Source organism: Chitinophaga sp., from assembly GCF_035761305.1.
In the GTDB taxonomy this organism is placed as follows: domain Bacteria; phylum Bacteroidota; class Bacteroidia; order Chitinophagales; family Chitinophagaceae; genus Chitinophaga.
Genome location: NZ_DASTRI010000021.1, coordinates 1 through 16,252 on the forward strand (window position 1 = coordinate 1; position 16,252 = coordinate 16,252).

General features: G+C 50.5%; 10 protein-coding genes. 1 reads left to right on the forward strand and 9 read right to left on the reverse strand.

Going from position 1 to position 16,252, the window contains the following annotated elements; genetic code table 11:
- Window positions 1-348, forward strand: a 348-nt coding sequence (locus VFS25_RS02195; protein WP_326460474.1) for a VOC family protein, incomplete at its 5' end; no start/stop codon positions are given.
- Between the two features lie 11 nt (window positions 349-359).
- Here VFS25_RS02195 and VFS25_RS02200 read toward each other — a convergent pair.
- The 9 genes from VFS25_RS02200 to VFS25_RS02240 form a co-directional block, all read right to left on the reverse strand.
- The gene (locus VFS25_RS02200) at window positions 360-2,732 is read right to left on the reverse strand and encodes an ABC transporter permease (RefSeq protein ID WP_326460475.1); all 2,373 of its coding nucleotides are present in this window, start codon (window positions 2,730-2,732) and stop codon (window positions 360-362) included.
- A 182-nt stretch (window positions 2,733-2,914) separates the two neighbouring features.
- Window positions 2,915-3,295, reverse strand: coding sequence for a DUF2809 domain-containing protein (locus VFS25_RS02205; protein ID WP_326460476.1), 381 nt, complete (start codon window positions 3,293-3,295; stop codon window positions 2,915-2,917).
- A 93-nt stretch (window positions 3,296-3,388) separates the two neighbouring features.
- A complete protein-coding gene (locus tag VFS25_RS02210) occupies window positions 3,389-4,672 on the reverse strand; it encodes a sensor histidine kinase (RefSeq protein ID WP_326460477.1) in 1,284 nt (427 codons plus the stop codon).
- A 15-nt stretch (window positions 4,673-4,687) separates the two neighbouring features.
- Window positions 4,688-5,014, reverse strand: coding sequence for a circadian clock KaiB family protein (locus VFS25_RS02215; RefSeq protein ID WP_326460478.1), 327 nt, complete (start codon window positions 5,012-5,014; stop codon window positions 4,688-4,690).
- Window positions 5,015-5,292: 278 nt separating this feature from the next.
- Window positions 5,293-7,023 carry a lectin gene (locus VFS25_RS02220; protein WP_326460479.1) on the reverse strand — a complete coding sequence of 577 codons (1,731 nt, stop codon included), beginning with the start codon at window positions 7,021-7,023 and terminating at the stop codon, window positions 5,293-5,295.
- Window positions 7,024-7,465: 442 nt separating this feature from the next.
- Window positions 7,466-8,635, reverse strand: coding sequence for a glycoside hydrolase family 71/99-like protein (locus VFS25_RS02225; protein WP_326460480.1), 1,170 nt, complete (start codon window positions 8,633-8,635; stop codon window positions 7,466-7,468).
- Window positions 8,636-8,796: 161 nt separating this feature from the next.
- Window positions 8,797-10,332: a RagB/SusD family nutrient uptake outer membrane protein gene (locus tag VFS25_RS02230; RefSeq protein WP_326460481.1), complete on the reverse strand. Its 1,536-nt coding sequence runs from the start codon at window positions 10,330-10,332 to the stop codon at window positions 8,797-8,799.
- A 159-nt stretch (window positions 10,333-10,491) separates the two neighbouring features.
- On the reverse strand, window positions 10,492-13,491 hold the full coding sequence (locus VFS25_RS02235) for a TonB-dependent receptor (RefSeq protein WP_326460482.1): 3,000 nt from the start codon (window positions 13,489-13,491) through the stop codon (window positions 10,492-10,494).
- A gap of 201 nt (window positions 13,492-13,692) precedes the next feature.
- The gene (locus VFS25_RS02240) at window positions 13,693-16,233 is read right to left on the reverse strand and encodes a hypothetical protein (protein WP_326460483.1); all 2,541 of its coding nucleotides are present in this window, start codon (window positions 16,231-16,233) and stop codon (window positions 13,693-13,695) included.
- Between the last annotated feature and the right edge of the window lie 19 nt (window positions 16,234-16,252).

The window sequence follows — 16,252 nt, forward strand, 5'->3', positions numbered from 1 at the left end:
AACGACCTGCAAAAGGCGCGAAATTTTTATGAGCAAACACTGGGTATAAAAACTTCTATTCAAGAGCCGGAAGGCGTACTAAACCTGGATATGAACGGCAACGGCAATGTAATGATATATCCCAAACCCAATCATACGCCGGCTACGTTTACAGTGCTAAACTTCGAGGTGGACGATGTGGAAAAAGCTGTAGCAGCGCTAAACAGCAAAGGCGTAACATTTGAACAATACACCGGCGACATTCAAACCAATGAGAAAGGCATACGGGACAATGGCACGCATAAGATAGCCTGGTTTAAAGACCCGGCCGGCAACATCTTATCTGTGATTGAAAATACAGCGCAGTAACGGCACCATCATCATTCTACCCGCAGGTTCTTTACCGGGTTTGCCAGGGCGGCTTTTACAGCCTGGAAGCTAACGGTGGTAATTGTTACAAGCAGCGCCGCAGCCCCGGCTGTTACAAATACGCTCCAGCCAATGGTAACACGGTACGCAAAGTTTACGAGCCACTGGTTGGTAGCCCACCATGCCAGCGGCATGGCAATAATAATGGCAATGAGCGTAAGGGCTAAAAAGTCGCGGGAGAGCATGGTGGTTATGTTCATTACGCTGGCGCCTAATACCTTGCGGATGCCGATCTCCTTTACCTTTACGTGCGCGGAATAAGTGGCCAGGCCAAACAACCCCAGGCAGGAGATCAGAATGGCAATTACCGTAAAGCAATCGAACAGCATGCCTGTTTGCTGATCGGTTTTGTAAAGGTTGCTATAGGTATCATCCATAAAGGTATATTCCAGGGGAAAGCCTGCATTGTACCGCGGCCAAAGCGTTTGCACCGCCTTTATTGCGGCAGCGGCATCGCGGCCGGTAGTTCGTACAAACAAACGGCTGCTTACCGGCCGGTAATAAAAAATGAAGGGCTGTATCTTTTCCTTGAGAGAGGCAAAATGAAAGTCCTTTACCACGCCGATAATGGTGCCTGCAGTGCCGTAAAAAGTGAGGCGCTTACCTACCGGGTCTTTTATCCCCGCTTCCTTTACAGCTGTTTCATTCAGGATAAAATGAGCCGAGTCTGCAGGGATGCCGGTAAACCCCGCGCCGCTTGTTACCTGCAGTTTAAAAAAGCGCAGGAAATCCTTATCTATAGCCATCGGATGGATAAAGTAGCTGATGTTGGGGTCTTTACCCTCCCAACGTATGTCTACCGTAGCATTGGGCACATTTACAATATTGCCGGTAGCAGTGGTCACATCCTGTACGGCAGGCCGGCTGCGCAGCAGGGCTGCCACTGCATCGTAATGCGGCTGCATGTTACGCATGTCAAATGAAAATACATGCGCCTTATCATATCCCAGCTGCTTTTCACGTATAAAGCTCAGCTGCCGGTGAATAATGAGCGTACCGATGATAAGACCGATGGAACATACAAACTGGCATACTACCAGCACCTTGCGGAAAGCAGCATTGCCAATACCCCACGACAGCCGGCCCTTTAATGCGTTTACCGGTTGAAACGACGACAGCAGCAATGCGGGGTAAATACCGGAGGCCAGCATGGTAACCAGCACCGTAATGCCTATTACCTTCCACAAGCCCGCATCCAGCATATTTATCTGCATTTGCTTGCCGGCAATACTATTGTACAAAGGCATGAGCATTGTCATTACCGCAAATGCCAGGCACAGGGTAATAATAAAGAACAGGAGTGTTTCTATCATGAACTGCAGCATTAGCTGCTGTTTGCCGGCGCCTATGATCTTGCGCATGCTTACTTCCCTTGCGCGCAGCATGGCCCTGGCTGTGGAAAGATTAATGTAGTTAATGGCGCCTATTCCTAAAATAAGGATGGCTATAATGGTAAAAATGTTCACCATTTGCCTGCCGGCATTATTGCCATTGGGCGCAGTAAGGTGTATGGCTGTAAGCGGCTGCAGGTGGTACTCTCCTACTTCTATGGGCTTAAACCCAGGCTGGTGCTTTACGTTGATGTTCGTAAGCTGCGCTGCGACTGTTGGCGCAGACGTACCGGGCTGCAGCAGCAGGAAAGTGTCCCAGTTGTAGTTGCCCCAGTCTTCATCCAGCGAACGCCAGTAGCTATTGCCATCAGCATACCGTTTTGCATATAAGGCTACAGGAAACAGCATATCGCCCTGGATAGAGGAGTTCTGCGGAAAGTCTGCCATTACCCCGCTTACAGTAAAGCTCTCCTTATTATCCGCCACCAGTATTTTGCCCATGGGATCCTCTTTTCCAAAAAAGCGGGCAGCAGCCGTTTGGGTAAGTATTAGTGATTGTACGCCTGGAAAGGGGTTGGATCGATTACCTTTCAGCAACCGGTAATCGAATACCTGAAAGAAAGAAGTGTCTACAAACAAACCGGGTTTAGCCCTGAACACCTTGTTGCCATACCTGAATACCGTGTAACTGCCGTTTTGCGTAATGCGTACTGCCTGCTGCACACCGGGTACTTCCTTTAATGCATGAAAAGCAACGGTTCCCTGCGTTACAGAATACACCGCCTTGCTCAACCCTGTGCCTACCGCAGTATTTACCCGGTAAATAGTTGCCGCATGGGTGTGGAACCGGTCAAAGCTACGCTCATCATTTACCCACAGCAAAATAAGCAGTCCCACGGCCAGGCCTACGGTAAGGCCAATAATATTCAGCGCGCTGTAGAACTTATTGTTCACCAGGCTACGCCAGGCTGTTTTCAGGTAATTTTTTAGCATAATAGCGGTATTAACGGTATTACTGGAGCTAATGCGGTTGTAACAAGTTTATTCAACGCTGCTAAGTCAATGCCGGATTTATACGGGTTTCATGCTCAATGTTTTACGTGGGCTAAAACAGCTGCAAATGTCCGGTTTCAGCACAGGAGTGTACGTATGTGAACATTTGCGCGTTACCAGCATTAAGTATGAAGCGCGGCCTGCCGCCGCTGCAGCAGCAGTATGGATAAAATGCCCAGGGTATAGGCCAGCATATCGCCCCATTCAAAATGGTTCCCAAGTACAATGTTGGCCAGGCGGGAATGCTGCAGGCCCAGGTGTTTTACCATGTTAAAATACTGCAGTATCTCCACCATGTAGGCAAACAGCAATACGCCAATGCCCACCGGTACCACCGGCGCCTGTAAAAAGGTGCATACAAAGCAGTAAACCAGTATCACAACCAGGAAATCGCCTACATAAGGCCGTACAAAGCCGTCGTGCATATACAATGCTATCAGCACTTCTGTTATAAACAGCGCCAGGGTTAGCAACAGGTATTTCCAGCTGAAACGAAATATCATAGGTACAGTATGCTTGTGAAAACGCTAATATAAAACAAAATGCAGCGTCCTGTAAGAACGCTGCATGCTTTTCCCTGTAACTTGCATCAAGCATTAAAATTGCTGTAGCGGCAATACTACAATAAACTCTGAACCAATCCCTTCTCTGCTGCGGGCGGTAATTAAACCGCCATGCTTGTCAACTATCTTTTTTGCAATGGCCAATCCTATACCGGTACCTTCATACATACCCCGGGGATTTAAACGGCCGAAAAGAGAGAATATGTTGTTTATATATTTTTCGTCAAATCCAATGCCATTATCTTTTATGGAGATACGGCAAAAATCACCATCCTGCTGTTCAGGCGCATCAAAACCGCGGGCCTGTATACGCCGGCTGCTGATTGAAATGCTGGGCGTAACATCCTGCCGGGAAAATTTGATGGCATTGCTGATCATGTTCTGGAACAGCTGCCGTATCTGCCCTTTATTGGCTTCTATAGAAGGTAGCTCCCCTATAATAATACTGGCGCCCTTTTCCTGTATAACCAGCTCATAATCTTCCAGCAATTCCTCTATCAGGTGCTGCAGGTCTACATACTCATTCCGCACCTGGTTAGAGGACAGCAGGGAATAGTTGAGAATATCGTCCATCAGCTGCTTCATCCGCTCTGAGGAGGCAATGATCTTGTTCAGGTATGTATGCGCATCTTCCGGCAGGCCGCTGATCTTTTTCTTCAGCAAGCTCGAAAACATCTGGATCTTTCGGAGGGGCTCCTGCAGGTCGTGCGAAGCCACGGAGGCAAACTGCTGCAGGTCGTGGTTGCTCAGCTCCAGCGCGTGGTTAATTTCCTCCAGCTGGTGGTTTTGCTGCTGCAGCCGCTGCTGCGTATCTTTTTCAATGGTAAGATCTGTAATAATAAGGCTAATGGCAAAACCGCCGTCCAGCTCCAGCCTGGTAAGGGAAAGCAGCACATTCAGCCCTTCCGTACCGTTCTCCAGCACCAGCTCTCCCACGCAGTCCTGCTCCCAGCCTCTTTCACGCAGCTGCTCAAAATGCCCCTGGCACGCTGGCTTTACAAACTGGCTGAAGGGATGGGCAATTATGCTGAAAAGCGGGGTGTTTACCATGCCGGCAAAGCGGGAATTACAATACAGCACGGTGCCTTCCCTGCTGATAGTTACGGCGCCCTGCCCCATTTTTTCTATAAAGCGGCGGTAAGTAAGATCTGCGCTGTTGAGGGTATAAAGGGCATTGCCCCGTTCTCCTTCTGCTATCAATGCGTCTATCTCGCCGGAACGGATGGCGGCTATGGTATCCCTGGCTTCCTCTAAAGCTGCACGCAATTGCCGGACCTCCTGCTGTAGTTCCTCATATGATGGTTTGCCCTGTTCCATGCACTTATTCCACACTTAGGTTGTAAGCATTAAGCCCTGTAATAGCTTTTGGCAGTCAGACATAGTGCCCACCAGTCTTTTTGCTGAGCGGGCAGTCTTAATAATCAATGAGGGAACAGCTATAATGTGTTCTTTTTGCGCCAGCTCGTTTTGCTGGTATATATCAATTACTTCCAGCTCATAGCGGTCTTTAATATATGTTTCGCATATATTTTTGAGGTTCAACACTGCTTTTGCAGAATTGGCGGAAGCCCCGCTTATGAACAGGCGTAAAACATATTCTGCTTTCCCTTTGCTGGCAGCGCCGGCTGGCAGATCATTCGGTATTTGTACTCCTTTCATGCTAATTATTTAGTGGGGCTTTGTATTAACAGGATTCTTTGACAGGATCGTGTTTTTTCCCCGATGGACATAGCAAATAGATGGATATGGTTGCAGAAAACAAAAACAAATGACGTGCCAGCCGGGTAAGTTCCGGGGGCCAAACGCTGGGGAAAATAGTACTCAACCTGAAGACAGCCACGCCCGTATTTTTCGTAAAAGAAAATGCCGCCGGCGATTTAGTACCACCGGCGGCGCTTGCGGGCTGTGCCAAACTGTGTAACTTAACGGGGAACTGCTTACTGGTTCACCCGGAATTTTTCCGTTGTTCCGATAGTGGTACGGGTGCAGGTCATATGCTGTGTACCGTTCTCCCCGGAAACAAACGCCCCATTGTTGCCTCTCAGGGAAATGGAGCCGTCGGCATTCGTGATCCAGTCAAACTGCTCCCAGGCGCCAATGGCGGTACGGTTACAGTTCATTGCCTGGGCGCCGTTCTCGGAGCATACATAATAGCCCAGGTTCTGCAGGGCTACCTTGCCGTTACCTGCGTTCACTACCGTAAACTGTTCCCAGGGCCCTGCGGCTGTACGGTTGCAGTTCATAGGCTGCGTGGCGTTCTCGCTGCATACATACAGGTTATTGGCGCTTTTAAGGGTAATTGTTTGCCCAAAAGGTATGTTGCCATTGTTGCTGCCAGCAACGGGCTGTGTAGGGCGGGTGGCAGTAAGGCCTATCTGCCCTTTGAGCATGCGCCCGCCATCGCCGGTAAGGCGCAGGTAATAGTCGGCAGAGCAGGCTACGCCATCTTCATCCAGCGCCCAAAAGCCCGAGCCGGCCGGCACCCAGGCGGCGCTTTCCGCGGTTTTGGCAATCTGGTTCCCTTCATTATACTCGTCAAACATAGAAATATAAATGCCCTGGGCGCCTAAGCGCACCATGTTATAAAACTGCCGCCACATAAAATCGCCGTGGGCGCGCTGGCGTTCCTGCAGGTCGCCGGGCAGCACGCAGGGCTGGTAATCTATACCGTTCTGGTTACAGAAATCCTGGTCGCCGATGTTCACGTTATTGTAAAACCAGTCTGACCCTGCAGCATCGCCAATGCGGCCCACCATCCAGGGCGACAACATGTTGAACGCCTTGTACACATCCACGAAACCGGTGCGGGAGTCGGAGCCGGCAGGCGCGGTACGCCACCAGGTAGGCACACCGCCAATCACATAGCAGCCCTGCCCTTTGAACCAGTTAATTACATCCAGGCAGGCGGCAGCGGTAAAATTGTGGTTGTTGTCGTTAAAGCCAAAGCCCCATATGCATACTACCGGCTTGCCGTTCTGGCGGGCGTAAGCGCCGGAGGCCGTATAGGCTTTCATTTTGTTGGTCCAGTCGGTCTTTATCTCAGACTGCATGTTGGTCCACCCGCTTACATCATACATAATGTAAAACTTACGGCCATAGGTTTCTGCAGCTGTTTTTACCTTGGCGGTAATAGCATCGCGCACCGGACCTTCGCCGCCGGTGGGATTAAAACGCTGCAGGGCGGCGCAGTCGATGCCGTATTGCTGCATCCACTGAAAATGCACGTTCACCGACTGGTCCGTGAAAGATGAGAACAGCCTGGCTGGCTGGCCGTTGTTCAGGTTAGGGAAGCCGGTGGCAAAGGTGGTGGTGTAGTCCCTTACATCCGGCCAGGATTTCATGCCTTTGTTGGTGGGTGAAGGGGGCTGGCTCCAATCCTGTGTCCAGTGCCACCAGGCATTAATAGGCGAGCCGTCGCCGGTACAGGCAAACCATCCCTGGTAGCCTACGGTTACTTTGCCTACCACATCGCCCACCGGGGAGGCCATAGGGGTAGCGGCCATTTTATTAATACCGGCGCCTTCTTTCAATTGTTCTTCGATTTGCTGCTTGGAGCAGGCGGCCAGCAGGCCAACAGCAAAGATCAGTAATACATTCCTCCAGCTGAAGAATAACGTGGAATACTGCCGTAAGCTGCCGGCGAACGCAGTTTTGATGCTTGTTTTCATTTTAAGGGTTTTTGGGTGATAAAAATTACGGTTTCAATTACGAATTATCAATTGCAACCCCGCGTGAGCGGCGCATTGCCTGCTCCGCTCTGCTGAAAATGCCTTTGAAAATTATTATGGTCATGAATAATTACGAATTGTTTGCTGCGATGCATATTGGGTATGATAATGCAGCGCAATTGAAATAATGATGGATGCAAACAATTACGAACTGCCCGGCGCCGGCCTGCAGCCTGCAACATTCCGCTGACTGCCGCAGCACAATGCAGCGCGTAATTGCCGCATGGCAAGCCGGAAAGCACTCCTGCAGGCAGTAACCACCTATTGATCAAAACGCGATTAATAACCAGGATCTCATTGGTTTAATATGTGCTCAATTGTACTTACATGAATATGGTTTAAGGTTTGCTGATGTTCTTTTGCCGGTTTTGACATTGCCGATCTAAGGTTTTCGTTCGGGCTGCTGCAGGGTTAATGGCTTTTCTTTACGCAGCATGCGGGCCGCTTCGCCGGTCAGCCACAGGTACAGGTCCGATGGTTTCCCATCCATATCTATAAACGACACCTCTTTTGCTACAGGCGGATTATCAGATACTTTAAAGATGGCGGTTCCTTCATTCACTTCGTCGAACATGGCTACGTAAATCATTTCAGCACCGGCCAGCATGGCGGTTGACAGCTGCTGCCAGTAAAAGCGGCCGCCCTGGCGGGGTATGGAGCCAACGGGCTTTACATCCTCGGGAAAAGCATGCTTGCTCAGGTTATGCCAGCTAAACCCGGGACAAACGCAGGGAACATACTCAATATTATGCTGCCGGCACCATTCCATATCATTTATGATCTGATCGCGGTAGCGGTCCATATCGTTGTGCAGCAGCGGCGAAAAGCGCTGCACCATCCAGGGCATGATAATATCTGCTTTTTTGATGATAGTATGCAGGTAAGGGTCATGCACACAATCTGCATTCAGCTCGCGCCAGGCAGTGGGTACGCCCAGCATTACGGTGCAGTGGCCGTATACGGGATCGTTTTTCAGGAAATCGATCAGGCGTTCCAGGCCAATGTTACGGATGTCATAAGGCCTGTCAGGAAAACCAATGCCCCAGATGCATACTACGGGTTTGCCATTTTCATGCAGGTATGTGTTAGCGCCGCTCTGGCGGGTTACCTTCAGCGTATCTACCAGGTATTTCCAGTCGGCAATAATGGAAGAACAATCTTCGCCCTTTGCCGGTAAGCCCGACAGGTCGTACATAACTGCAATAGCCCGCTTGTATTTGGAGGCCGCTTCCAGCGCATTGCTGAGAATAACCGCCGACTCTTTTTTGCCGTTGCCTTCCTTTGTTACGTTGTAGAAGCGCTGCATAAACACGCCATCCACCCCGTATTGCTGCATCCATTTAAAGTGCAGGTCTACCGTGCTTTTATCCAGTGAGCTGAAGAAGCGGGCCTTGCTGCCATCTTTTAATGTAAAGGGGGTTTCATAGGTTTTTTCATACTCGCTTACATCGGGCCAGGCATCAATGCTGCTGTGTGTTTCATTGCCATAGGCATAGTGCCGGGCAGCGGAATTATCCCCTGCCGCCCGGAACCATCCCTGGTACCCGGCCATGATAAGACCTTTGTAAGTGGGATACAGGGTATTGTTGTTATGCCTTTGTGCCTGTAATGTGGAATGATAGCATAAAAAAAGGACTACAAAAAAATATACTGATCTCTGCATGCTTTATTAGTTAGTTGTTATAAGCTTAAATGTTTTCGCGAACGGTTTTATCAATAACCCGGGTTTTGCTGCCATTGCGGGTTGCGCAACATTTCGTTGGTAGGTATGGGTGCAATATATTTTTGCGCCAGCGCGGCAGGATTGTTGGCTACCGCAGGGCTGACGGGATTTTCCAGGTTGCTGCGTTTGGCCAGTATCTGCGGCAGCAGCTGCAGGCGCACAATATCAAACCAGCGTATGCCAAACTCTCCCGCAAACTCGTAGGCCCTTTCCTGCACCACCGAGTCGCGGAAGGCAGCCAGCGGCAAACCAGGCGTAAGGTCCGGCAGGCCGGCCCGCCTTCTTACCTGGTTAACAGCAGCGTAGCTTTCTGCGGTGGGGGCGCTGGCAGCCATGGCAGAAGCCTCTGCATAATTGAGCAGCACCATGGGATAGCGGACAATATCCAGTGTTTTGTTGGTGCTTGGACTGGCAGAAAGGATGGCGTTGCCTGTTTCCACGATACCATCGCCAACGCCTGCACGGAATTTTTTATAATACGGATGCCCGGCATGCGTTGCTGTGGAATTCCACGGTACCAGCTTATAGGTTTTATCCGGCTGCAACAGCTTTATTGTAGTATAAAAAGTAGCGTCTGTGCGGGCGCATTTGGGTGCGTTCAGGTAAAAGTTGATCTCGGGATAAAAATCGTCCCAACCGCTGTTACCATTCAGCGCTACTTCATCCAGTGGCATACAGGACGCGCCATAGGTGCGCTGCGGCAAACCTCCGGCTACATTGAACTGCAGCGAAAAGATGGACTCTGTGGTATTGTTGGTGGTGAACACTTTTGCATAATCCGGCACCAGCGTGTACTGCCCGGATTTTATTACCGCATCCGACTGTTCTGCCGCCAGCGCATAGTTGGTGGTTTGGTTCAGCGGCCAGCCAGCCATGGTTAAATACACTTCTGCCAGCAGCGCTTTGGCGGCCAGCTGGTTGGCCTTTCCCGGCGCGCCGGGAAAAGAGGCAGGTAAAAAGTCAATAGCTGTTTTCAGGTCGCTTACAATCAGGTTATACACGCTGCTTACTGAGTCGCGCGGAGGGCGGGCATCTACATCCAGCGGCTTATCTATTACCGGCAGCGGGCCAAAGGTGCGCACCAGCATGTAGTAGCTGAATGCTCTTAAAAAGAAGGCCTGGCCGGCGTACGATTTTTTCACCTCATCTGTGGCGTCAACCTTTTCATAATTGGCTATTACGTTATTGGCCTGGTAAATGGCGGTCCACGGGCCTTGCCAAACGTTATTCAAACGTCCGTCTGCATCGGAGTTGCCATTCAGCTGATCGAACAGGCGGAAGCCCAGCTTGTTTAACCCCGGATCAGTGGTAAGATCGTCGGAGCCAAAACAGGGCGTGCTGTTGCTGATATTGGCATAAGCCGCGTCTACTGCCAGCTGCAGGTAAACAGCGGCTACGGCAGCATCCAGGTCAGAGGCGGTTTTGAAATAAGTGCCCGGTGTAAGGTTGCCTTTCGGATCTTCATCCAGCTTCTGGCAACCTGCTGCCAGCAGCAGCGTGAGTATTAGTATATAGTGCCTTTTCATTGCTTGCTTGTTTGCTTGTAATTAATAATGAATAATGAATAGGGTGTTGCTTTATAGCAGCGCTACAACCAGTAGCTTAACCTGTTGTGATGGCTGCCTTGCCCTATATGCTTATGCCTTATCTTTTGCTTTTTGCTTTTTGCTTTATGCTTTATGCTCCTAAAACCCTGCACGCAAACCAAACGTATACGTGCGCGGGTTAGGGATCACGCCCATTTCAAGCCCCTGTGTAATGGCATTGGTGGCGTTGGTGATCTCCGGGTCATAGCCAGGGTAGCTGGTAACGGTAAACAGGTTTTGCCCGCTTACATATACCTCCAGGCTATGCAGCTTTACTTTATTTAACAGCGCATCCGGTATACGGTAAGTGAGCGATATGTTCTTCAGCTTCATGTAGCTGGCGTTGTACACATAGCGGCTGCTGTTAATGAAGTTGGTGCTGGTTTTACTGAAAGTAGGATTGTCGGTTTCATGGTCAGGCGTCCATATGTTAAGGGCTTCCTGCGTGGTGGCGTTGCGCGCATCGCCTAAACCGCCCCACACATAAGCCAGTGTTTGAGAATAGATCTGGTAGCCGGTGGCGCCCTGCAGCATAAAGCTCAGGGTAAAGTTGTCGTACTTAATATCGTTGATGAAGCCAAAGGTAAACTTGGGCGTGCCGTTGCCAATAGTCATGAGATCAGCGGCGGTATATTTTTTATCGCCGTCTACATCCACATATCTGGCGTCGCCGGGTTTCATACCAAATTCCGCTGCTTCAGCTGCTTCCTTGGATTTCCAGGTGCCCAGGAATTTATAGCCGTAAAATTCACCCAGTGGCTGCCCTACTTTCAGGATAGATACATTGCTTTGCGGGGAGCCGATGTTGTTCACCACAATGTTATCCAGTCCGCCCAGGTCAACTACCTTGTTGCGGTTTATTGAGGCAATGAGATTGCTGCTCCAGGTTAATTTCCTGGTGCTGACGGGGGTGCCTCCCAGCGAAAATTCCACCCCCTTGTTTTCCACGCTGCCTATGTTGCGGGCATAAGTGGCGCCGCTGTTATAGAAAGGCGCCTGGAAATAATACAGCAGGTCCTTGATCTTTTTACGATAGGCATCTGCTGTAAAGGTGAGGCGGCCTTTAAGAAAGGCTGCATCTAAACCGGCATCGTACTGCTCCGTACGTTCCCATTTTAATGATTTAGATACGGGGTTGCCCAGCGGCGTGGTTACCGTAGGCTTATTGCCGTCAAAATAGTACGGTGCGCCGGTGCTGATCTGCGGGATGGTGGCATACGGGTTCACTGCCTGGTTGCCGGTTACGCCGTAGCTGGCACGCAGCTTCAGGTCAGAAAAAATGCGGTTATCCTGCATAAAGTTTTCCTTTGCAATGTTCCAGCCCACGGCCAGGGAGGGAAAGGTGCTGTATTTATCCAGCAGGTGCGATGAACCATCCACCCGCACAGCGGCTGTTAACAGGTATTTGTTCTTATAGGCATAGTTCACACGGCCCATGTAAGACTGCAAGGCATCGGCCCAGTAGCCGGAGGTAATGAGCTGTGTGCTGCCCAGTCCTAAATTATAATAACCATTCACATAGCTGATGAGGTTTACGCCCTGCGCGTTGGAATTAATGTTGCGGCGGTTCTGCTGCTCATACAGGGCGGTTACCGTAAGGGAGTGGTCGCCAAAATCACCATGGTAAGTCAGGAAATTACTGTTCTGGTAAGAGCGGTAGCGGGTATTGCCCTGTGAGGCAAAATCGCGGCCGGCCATTCCCAGGCTGGTTTCCTTGCCAAACAGCTGCTGGTTCAGCGTCCACTGAATTTCGTAAGTGTTGTTGGAGGTAAAGGTGAGTCCCGGCAATATGCGCCAGGTAAATACGCCTGTTCCTGTAAGGTTGGTAGCGCTGTTATCTACCTGCTGGTTGCTGGCCTGGGCCACAGGGTTAATTTGTATGGAACCGTATTGGGCAGACAGGATGTAGTTGCCATTGGCATCGCGCACCGGGGTTGTGGGATCCCACTGGGTAGCCTGCGCAAACGGGTCTATCAGGTCGCCGGGATAAACTGTGTTGCGGTTTTGCGGAAACAGCGCGGTTACATTCACCTTCAGGTCCATCTTATCGTTCAGCTTCACATCCACATTGCTTCTTAATGTAGTGCGTTTGTAATACTGGTTCAGGATAAGGCCCGGCTGGTCCAGGTGATTAAAGGAAAACAGGTAGCGCACGCCGGTGTTGCCGCCGGACACGCTCAGCTGGTAGTTCTTTATCCACGGGCTTTGCTGCAGCTCTTTTTGCCAGTCGGTGCCGCCCCTGGCTTTCAGGTCCTGCAGCTGCGCATCGTTAAAGGCAGGCGGGTTGCCCGACAGCTGGAACTGCGTATTTACTGTACGGGCAAAGTCGTAGGCATTCATGAGATTCAGCTGTTTGGGTATGCTGGCCTTGCTGAACCAGGTGCTGAAATCTACACGGGTTTTGCCCACCTTACCGGTTTTGGTGGTTATCAGCACTACACCGTTAGAGCCCCTGGAGCCATAAATGGCGGTGGCGGAAGCATCTTTCAATATTTCCATCGATTCAATATCATTGGGGTTCAGCGACTCCACGCTGCCGCCAATGTACCCGTCTATCACATACAAAGGCTCATTGGAGCCGGTAATGGAGTTAACGCCGCGAATGCGTACGCTTAACCCGGTGCCGGGCTGGCCGCTGTTGCTGGCTACCTGTACGCCGGAGGTGGTGCCCTGCAAAGCCTGCTCTACCCTTACCAGGGGGCGTTTAACCAGCTCCTCCGACTTAACGGTGCTGGTAGCGCCGGTAACATCCCTTTTGCGCTGCACACCATACCCTACTACTATCACATCGTTCAGGGAGCGGGCATCGGCCCTGAGGCGAACCGTTACTGTTTGGCCGCTTACCGGTACCTCCTGCTCGGAATAACCGATATACGATACAATTAAAACCGGGTTAGCAGGGCCCTGCTCCCCTGCATTGATCTGAAAATTTCCGGCAGCATCTGTAATAGTGGAAACCGTGGAGGCCTTTAACCGGACCGTGGCTCCCGGCAATGGCTGGTTGCTTTCATCTGTTACCGTGCCCTTTATAACGTGTTGCTGGGCATGCACATCCAGGAAACCAAATGCCATGATGAGTATCAGTACTAATCTTTGCATAACGGGATAGTTTCGATTTAACTTTTTGATTGAGATAATAAGGATGCAAGTAAGGCCGGGCACACTAACGCGGGCATTAATAACGGGCTAACAACTAAATTAATTTGTAGGGCTGCTTTAACAGCGGCCTTAACGCGTTATATTATTTTCTTGTAACAGGCTGGTTATGAGTAAGTTTGGGATTATCCGGTCCCATATTTTTTACTTCATCTCATTAAACACTTCATTAAAAGTACCATGGAAATCCTCCCCATACATATGATGGTATTCCTTGGCAAACTTGTTAAACAGGGCTTTGGCCATAGAGTGGCGGCCCAGCTGGCCCAGGCTTTTGCATTTTACACGCAGGGCCTCTTCATTTACAGGGTCAAAAACAAAAATGCCGTTAGCTATTTCTATAAGGAGTTCGGGGTCGCCGTTGAACTGCACGGCTGCGGCCGACAGTGCGGATAAGACCATGCCGGAAATTTCGGACTGCATATCTTCAAGCCAGGGATAGGCCGTATCTGCCAGCAGGGAGCCGCGCTGTATAATAGACAGCAGCTGTTGCAGCTCTTTCCTGGTATGCACGCCCGAAGGGCGGCACAGCTGCAGAAAAGCTTCCAGGTCTATATATATACAGTCTTTGGAATAATGCAGGCTCCAGCGGTCGGCGTCTTTTACAAAGCTGCAGGTACCCAGCTTATCCAGTATGGCTTTGAGCTTTACCATGTTCACAGAACGGTTGTTCTGCGCCTCCTTGCTGGACTTATCGCGCCACAGCGTGGCATACAGCTTTTCGGATGAAATGCCCTTGCCGGACCATAATGTGTGCGTGGCGATAATCAGGAAAAGCTCTTTCAGCAACGGCGTGAACGAGCGGGTTACATCCTGCCCTTCCTTGTCATATACCTCAAACTGACCGAATAAAAATACTTTGGCAGGCGGGCATTCTTCTTCTTCCACAGGGGTGAGCGTGGCCATATGGCCAATAGCCTCCGGCTCTTCTTCGGGCACCGGCGCATTTACAGCAGGCGGCTGCGCGCTTTTACGTTTCCGTTTCCGGTAGCCCCATACGCCTGCTCCTGCTCCTGCCAATGCCAGCAACGCCAGGTAATACCACCGGCGCGGCGTTTGTTTTTCGGGCGCAGGCGGCAGCAGCTGGTTGGGTGGAAAGGCAATGGTGTAAACTTTTACACTGGCCGTTCCTTCTTTAGATGTATAAATGGTTACGCCTACCAGCTTTTTGCTGTTGGCGCAATAATACAAGTCGGCAAACGACTGCACATCATGATAGCTGTAAGGGATGGTGGTGCCCAGCAGCTGGTAACCGGGCGATTGCAGGGAGCCGCGTATGAGCTGCAGCTCAGAGTTGAACTTGTCATTCGGGTATACCAGCGCATAATATTCTTTGGCGGCGGCATCAATTACCAGGCTGTTGGCAAAGCAGAACTGCTGCTCGGGCTGCGCCAGCCGGTAAACGGTTTTAAAGGTGCGGTCTTTAACGCTAAAGGTCAGCAGGTCGTAATAATACTTTGGGTTTACCACCTGGCTGCCGGTGCTGCTGCCGTAGCCGCCTATAATGTAAGCGGTGTCGCCTTTTTCATTGGCGCCTAATGCGGCCAGGTAGCGCGGCAGGAAACGGTCGCCGTGCGTAGCCAGCATAGTGTCCCACTCCCGGCCGGGCAGGTAATAGCGCTGCACCCGGTTCTTATATTCCAGCTGCCCGTAGCCCCCCAGTATATACAGCGAGCTGTCGTAGCCGGAAATAAATTTGTTGGCGTGCCAGTACACGGTAAGCGGCGCGGGGCTGAAATTGCTGCTCCACTTATGCGTGGTGGTGTCAAAGGTGCTTACCTTACGCTGGTCAATATAAAAATTATACAGCTGGTGCAGGAACGGATCGTATACAGACTGGTTACCGGGCAGCAGCGTATCATGCTTTTCTGCCAGCGCAAGGCTGCTCAGGGCGCCGTTATGAAAAGCTATTTTATAGAGAGAGTCTGCTGCTACTACATACAGCACTTCGTTGTTCTTATCAAAGGCCACGCTGGGAACACCTTTTATTTTCAGCTCCTGCACCTGCTTCCATCGCTGGTGCTGTGGACGGATCCAGGCGGGATTTCTTACTTCGGCCATTTTTCCGTGTAAGCTATCCCGGCTTTGATTGCCGCTGCTTTCCGACAAGGGCCAGTAATACTTTTTCCTGCTGCCTTCCCAAATGGCGATATTCCGCAGGTTCATAGGCGGAATATCCATCATCTGAAAACCTTCAAAGTTATTGGCGCCAAACAGCAGGCGGCAGCAAACATCTTTTCCGAAATTGCCACGCCCTTTTGCTACCTGTTTATTGTTTACAAACAGGGTAGCTTCCTGTGCGGAGGGATCTATCTTCAGCCGGCAGGTGCTCCATTTTCTGAAGAGGGTGGCGGTATCAATGGCAAATACCCTGGAAAATTTTTCTCCTATGAGGAAATCAAAGCGGCCGGTCTTCTGGTTATATACCAGGTCAATATTTGTGCTGTTGCTGAAAATTACGCGCAGGATGTACCCGAAATAAATATCATGATAAGGAACAAAGCTCAGGTCAAAGGAAATTTCAATAGGGCCAGTCAGGCACAGCGGACCATCAGGCGTCAGGTTAAGGGCGGTTCTTTTTTCCGGCACTACTTCATGACTCTGGAACTGTAACCCATAGGATTGAGCAAAACTGACCTCATTCAGCAGCAAAACTAAAAAAGCTATAAAGGCACAAAATTTCATAACGCTATGCAGCTAAAGG

Excerpts from the sequence above, each read along its gene's own strand:
- VFS25_RS02200 (WP_326460475.1), bottom strand. The coding sequence starts at position 2,732 with ATGCTAAAAAATTACCTGAAAACAGCCTGGCGTAGCCTGGTGAACAAT.
- VFS25_RS02240 (WP_326460483.1), bottom strand. The coding sequence starts at position 16,233 with ATGAAATTTTGTGCCTTTATAGCTTTTTTAGTTTTGCTGCTGAATGAG.
- VFS25_RS02225 (WP_326460480.1), bottom strand. The coding sequence starts at position 8,635 with ATGGCCGGGTACCAGGGATGGTTCCGGGCGGCAGGGGATAATTCCGCT.
- VFS25_RS02205 (WP_326460476.1), bottom strand. The coding sequence starts at position 3,295 with ATGATATTTCGTTTCAGCTGGAAATACCTGTTGCTAACCCTGGCGCTG.
- VFS25_RS02230 (WP_326460481.1), bottom strand. The coding sequence starts at position 10,332 with ATGAAAAGGCACTATATACTAATACTCACGCTGCTGCTGGCAGCAGGT.
- VFS25_RS02215 (WP_326460478.1), bottom strand. The coding sequence starts at position 5,014 with ATGAAAGGAGTACAAATACCGAATGATCTGCCAGCCGGCGCTGCCAGC.
- VFS25_RS02210 (WP_326460477.1), bottom strand. The coding sequence starts at position 4,672 with ATGGAACAGGGCAAACCATCATATGAGGAACTACAGCAGGAGGTCCGG.
- VFS25_RS02235 (WP_326460482.1), bottom strand. The coding sequence starts at position 13,491 with ATGCAAAGATTAGTACTGATACTCATCATGGCATTTGGTTTCCTGGAT.
- VFS25_RS02220 (WP_326460479.1), bottom strand. The coding sequence starts at position 7,023 with ATGAAAACAAGCATCAAAACTGCGTTCGCCGGCAGCTTACGGCAGTAT.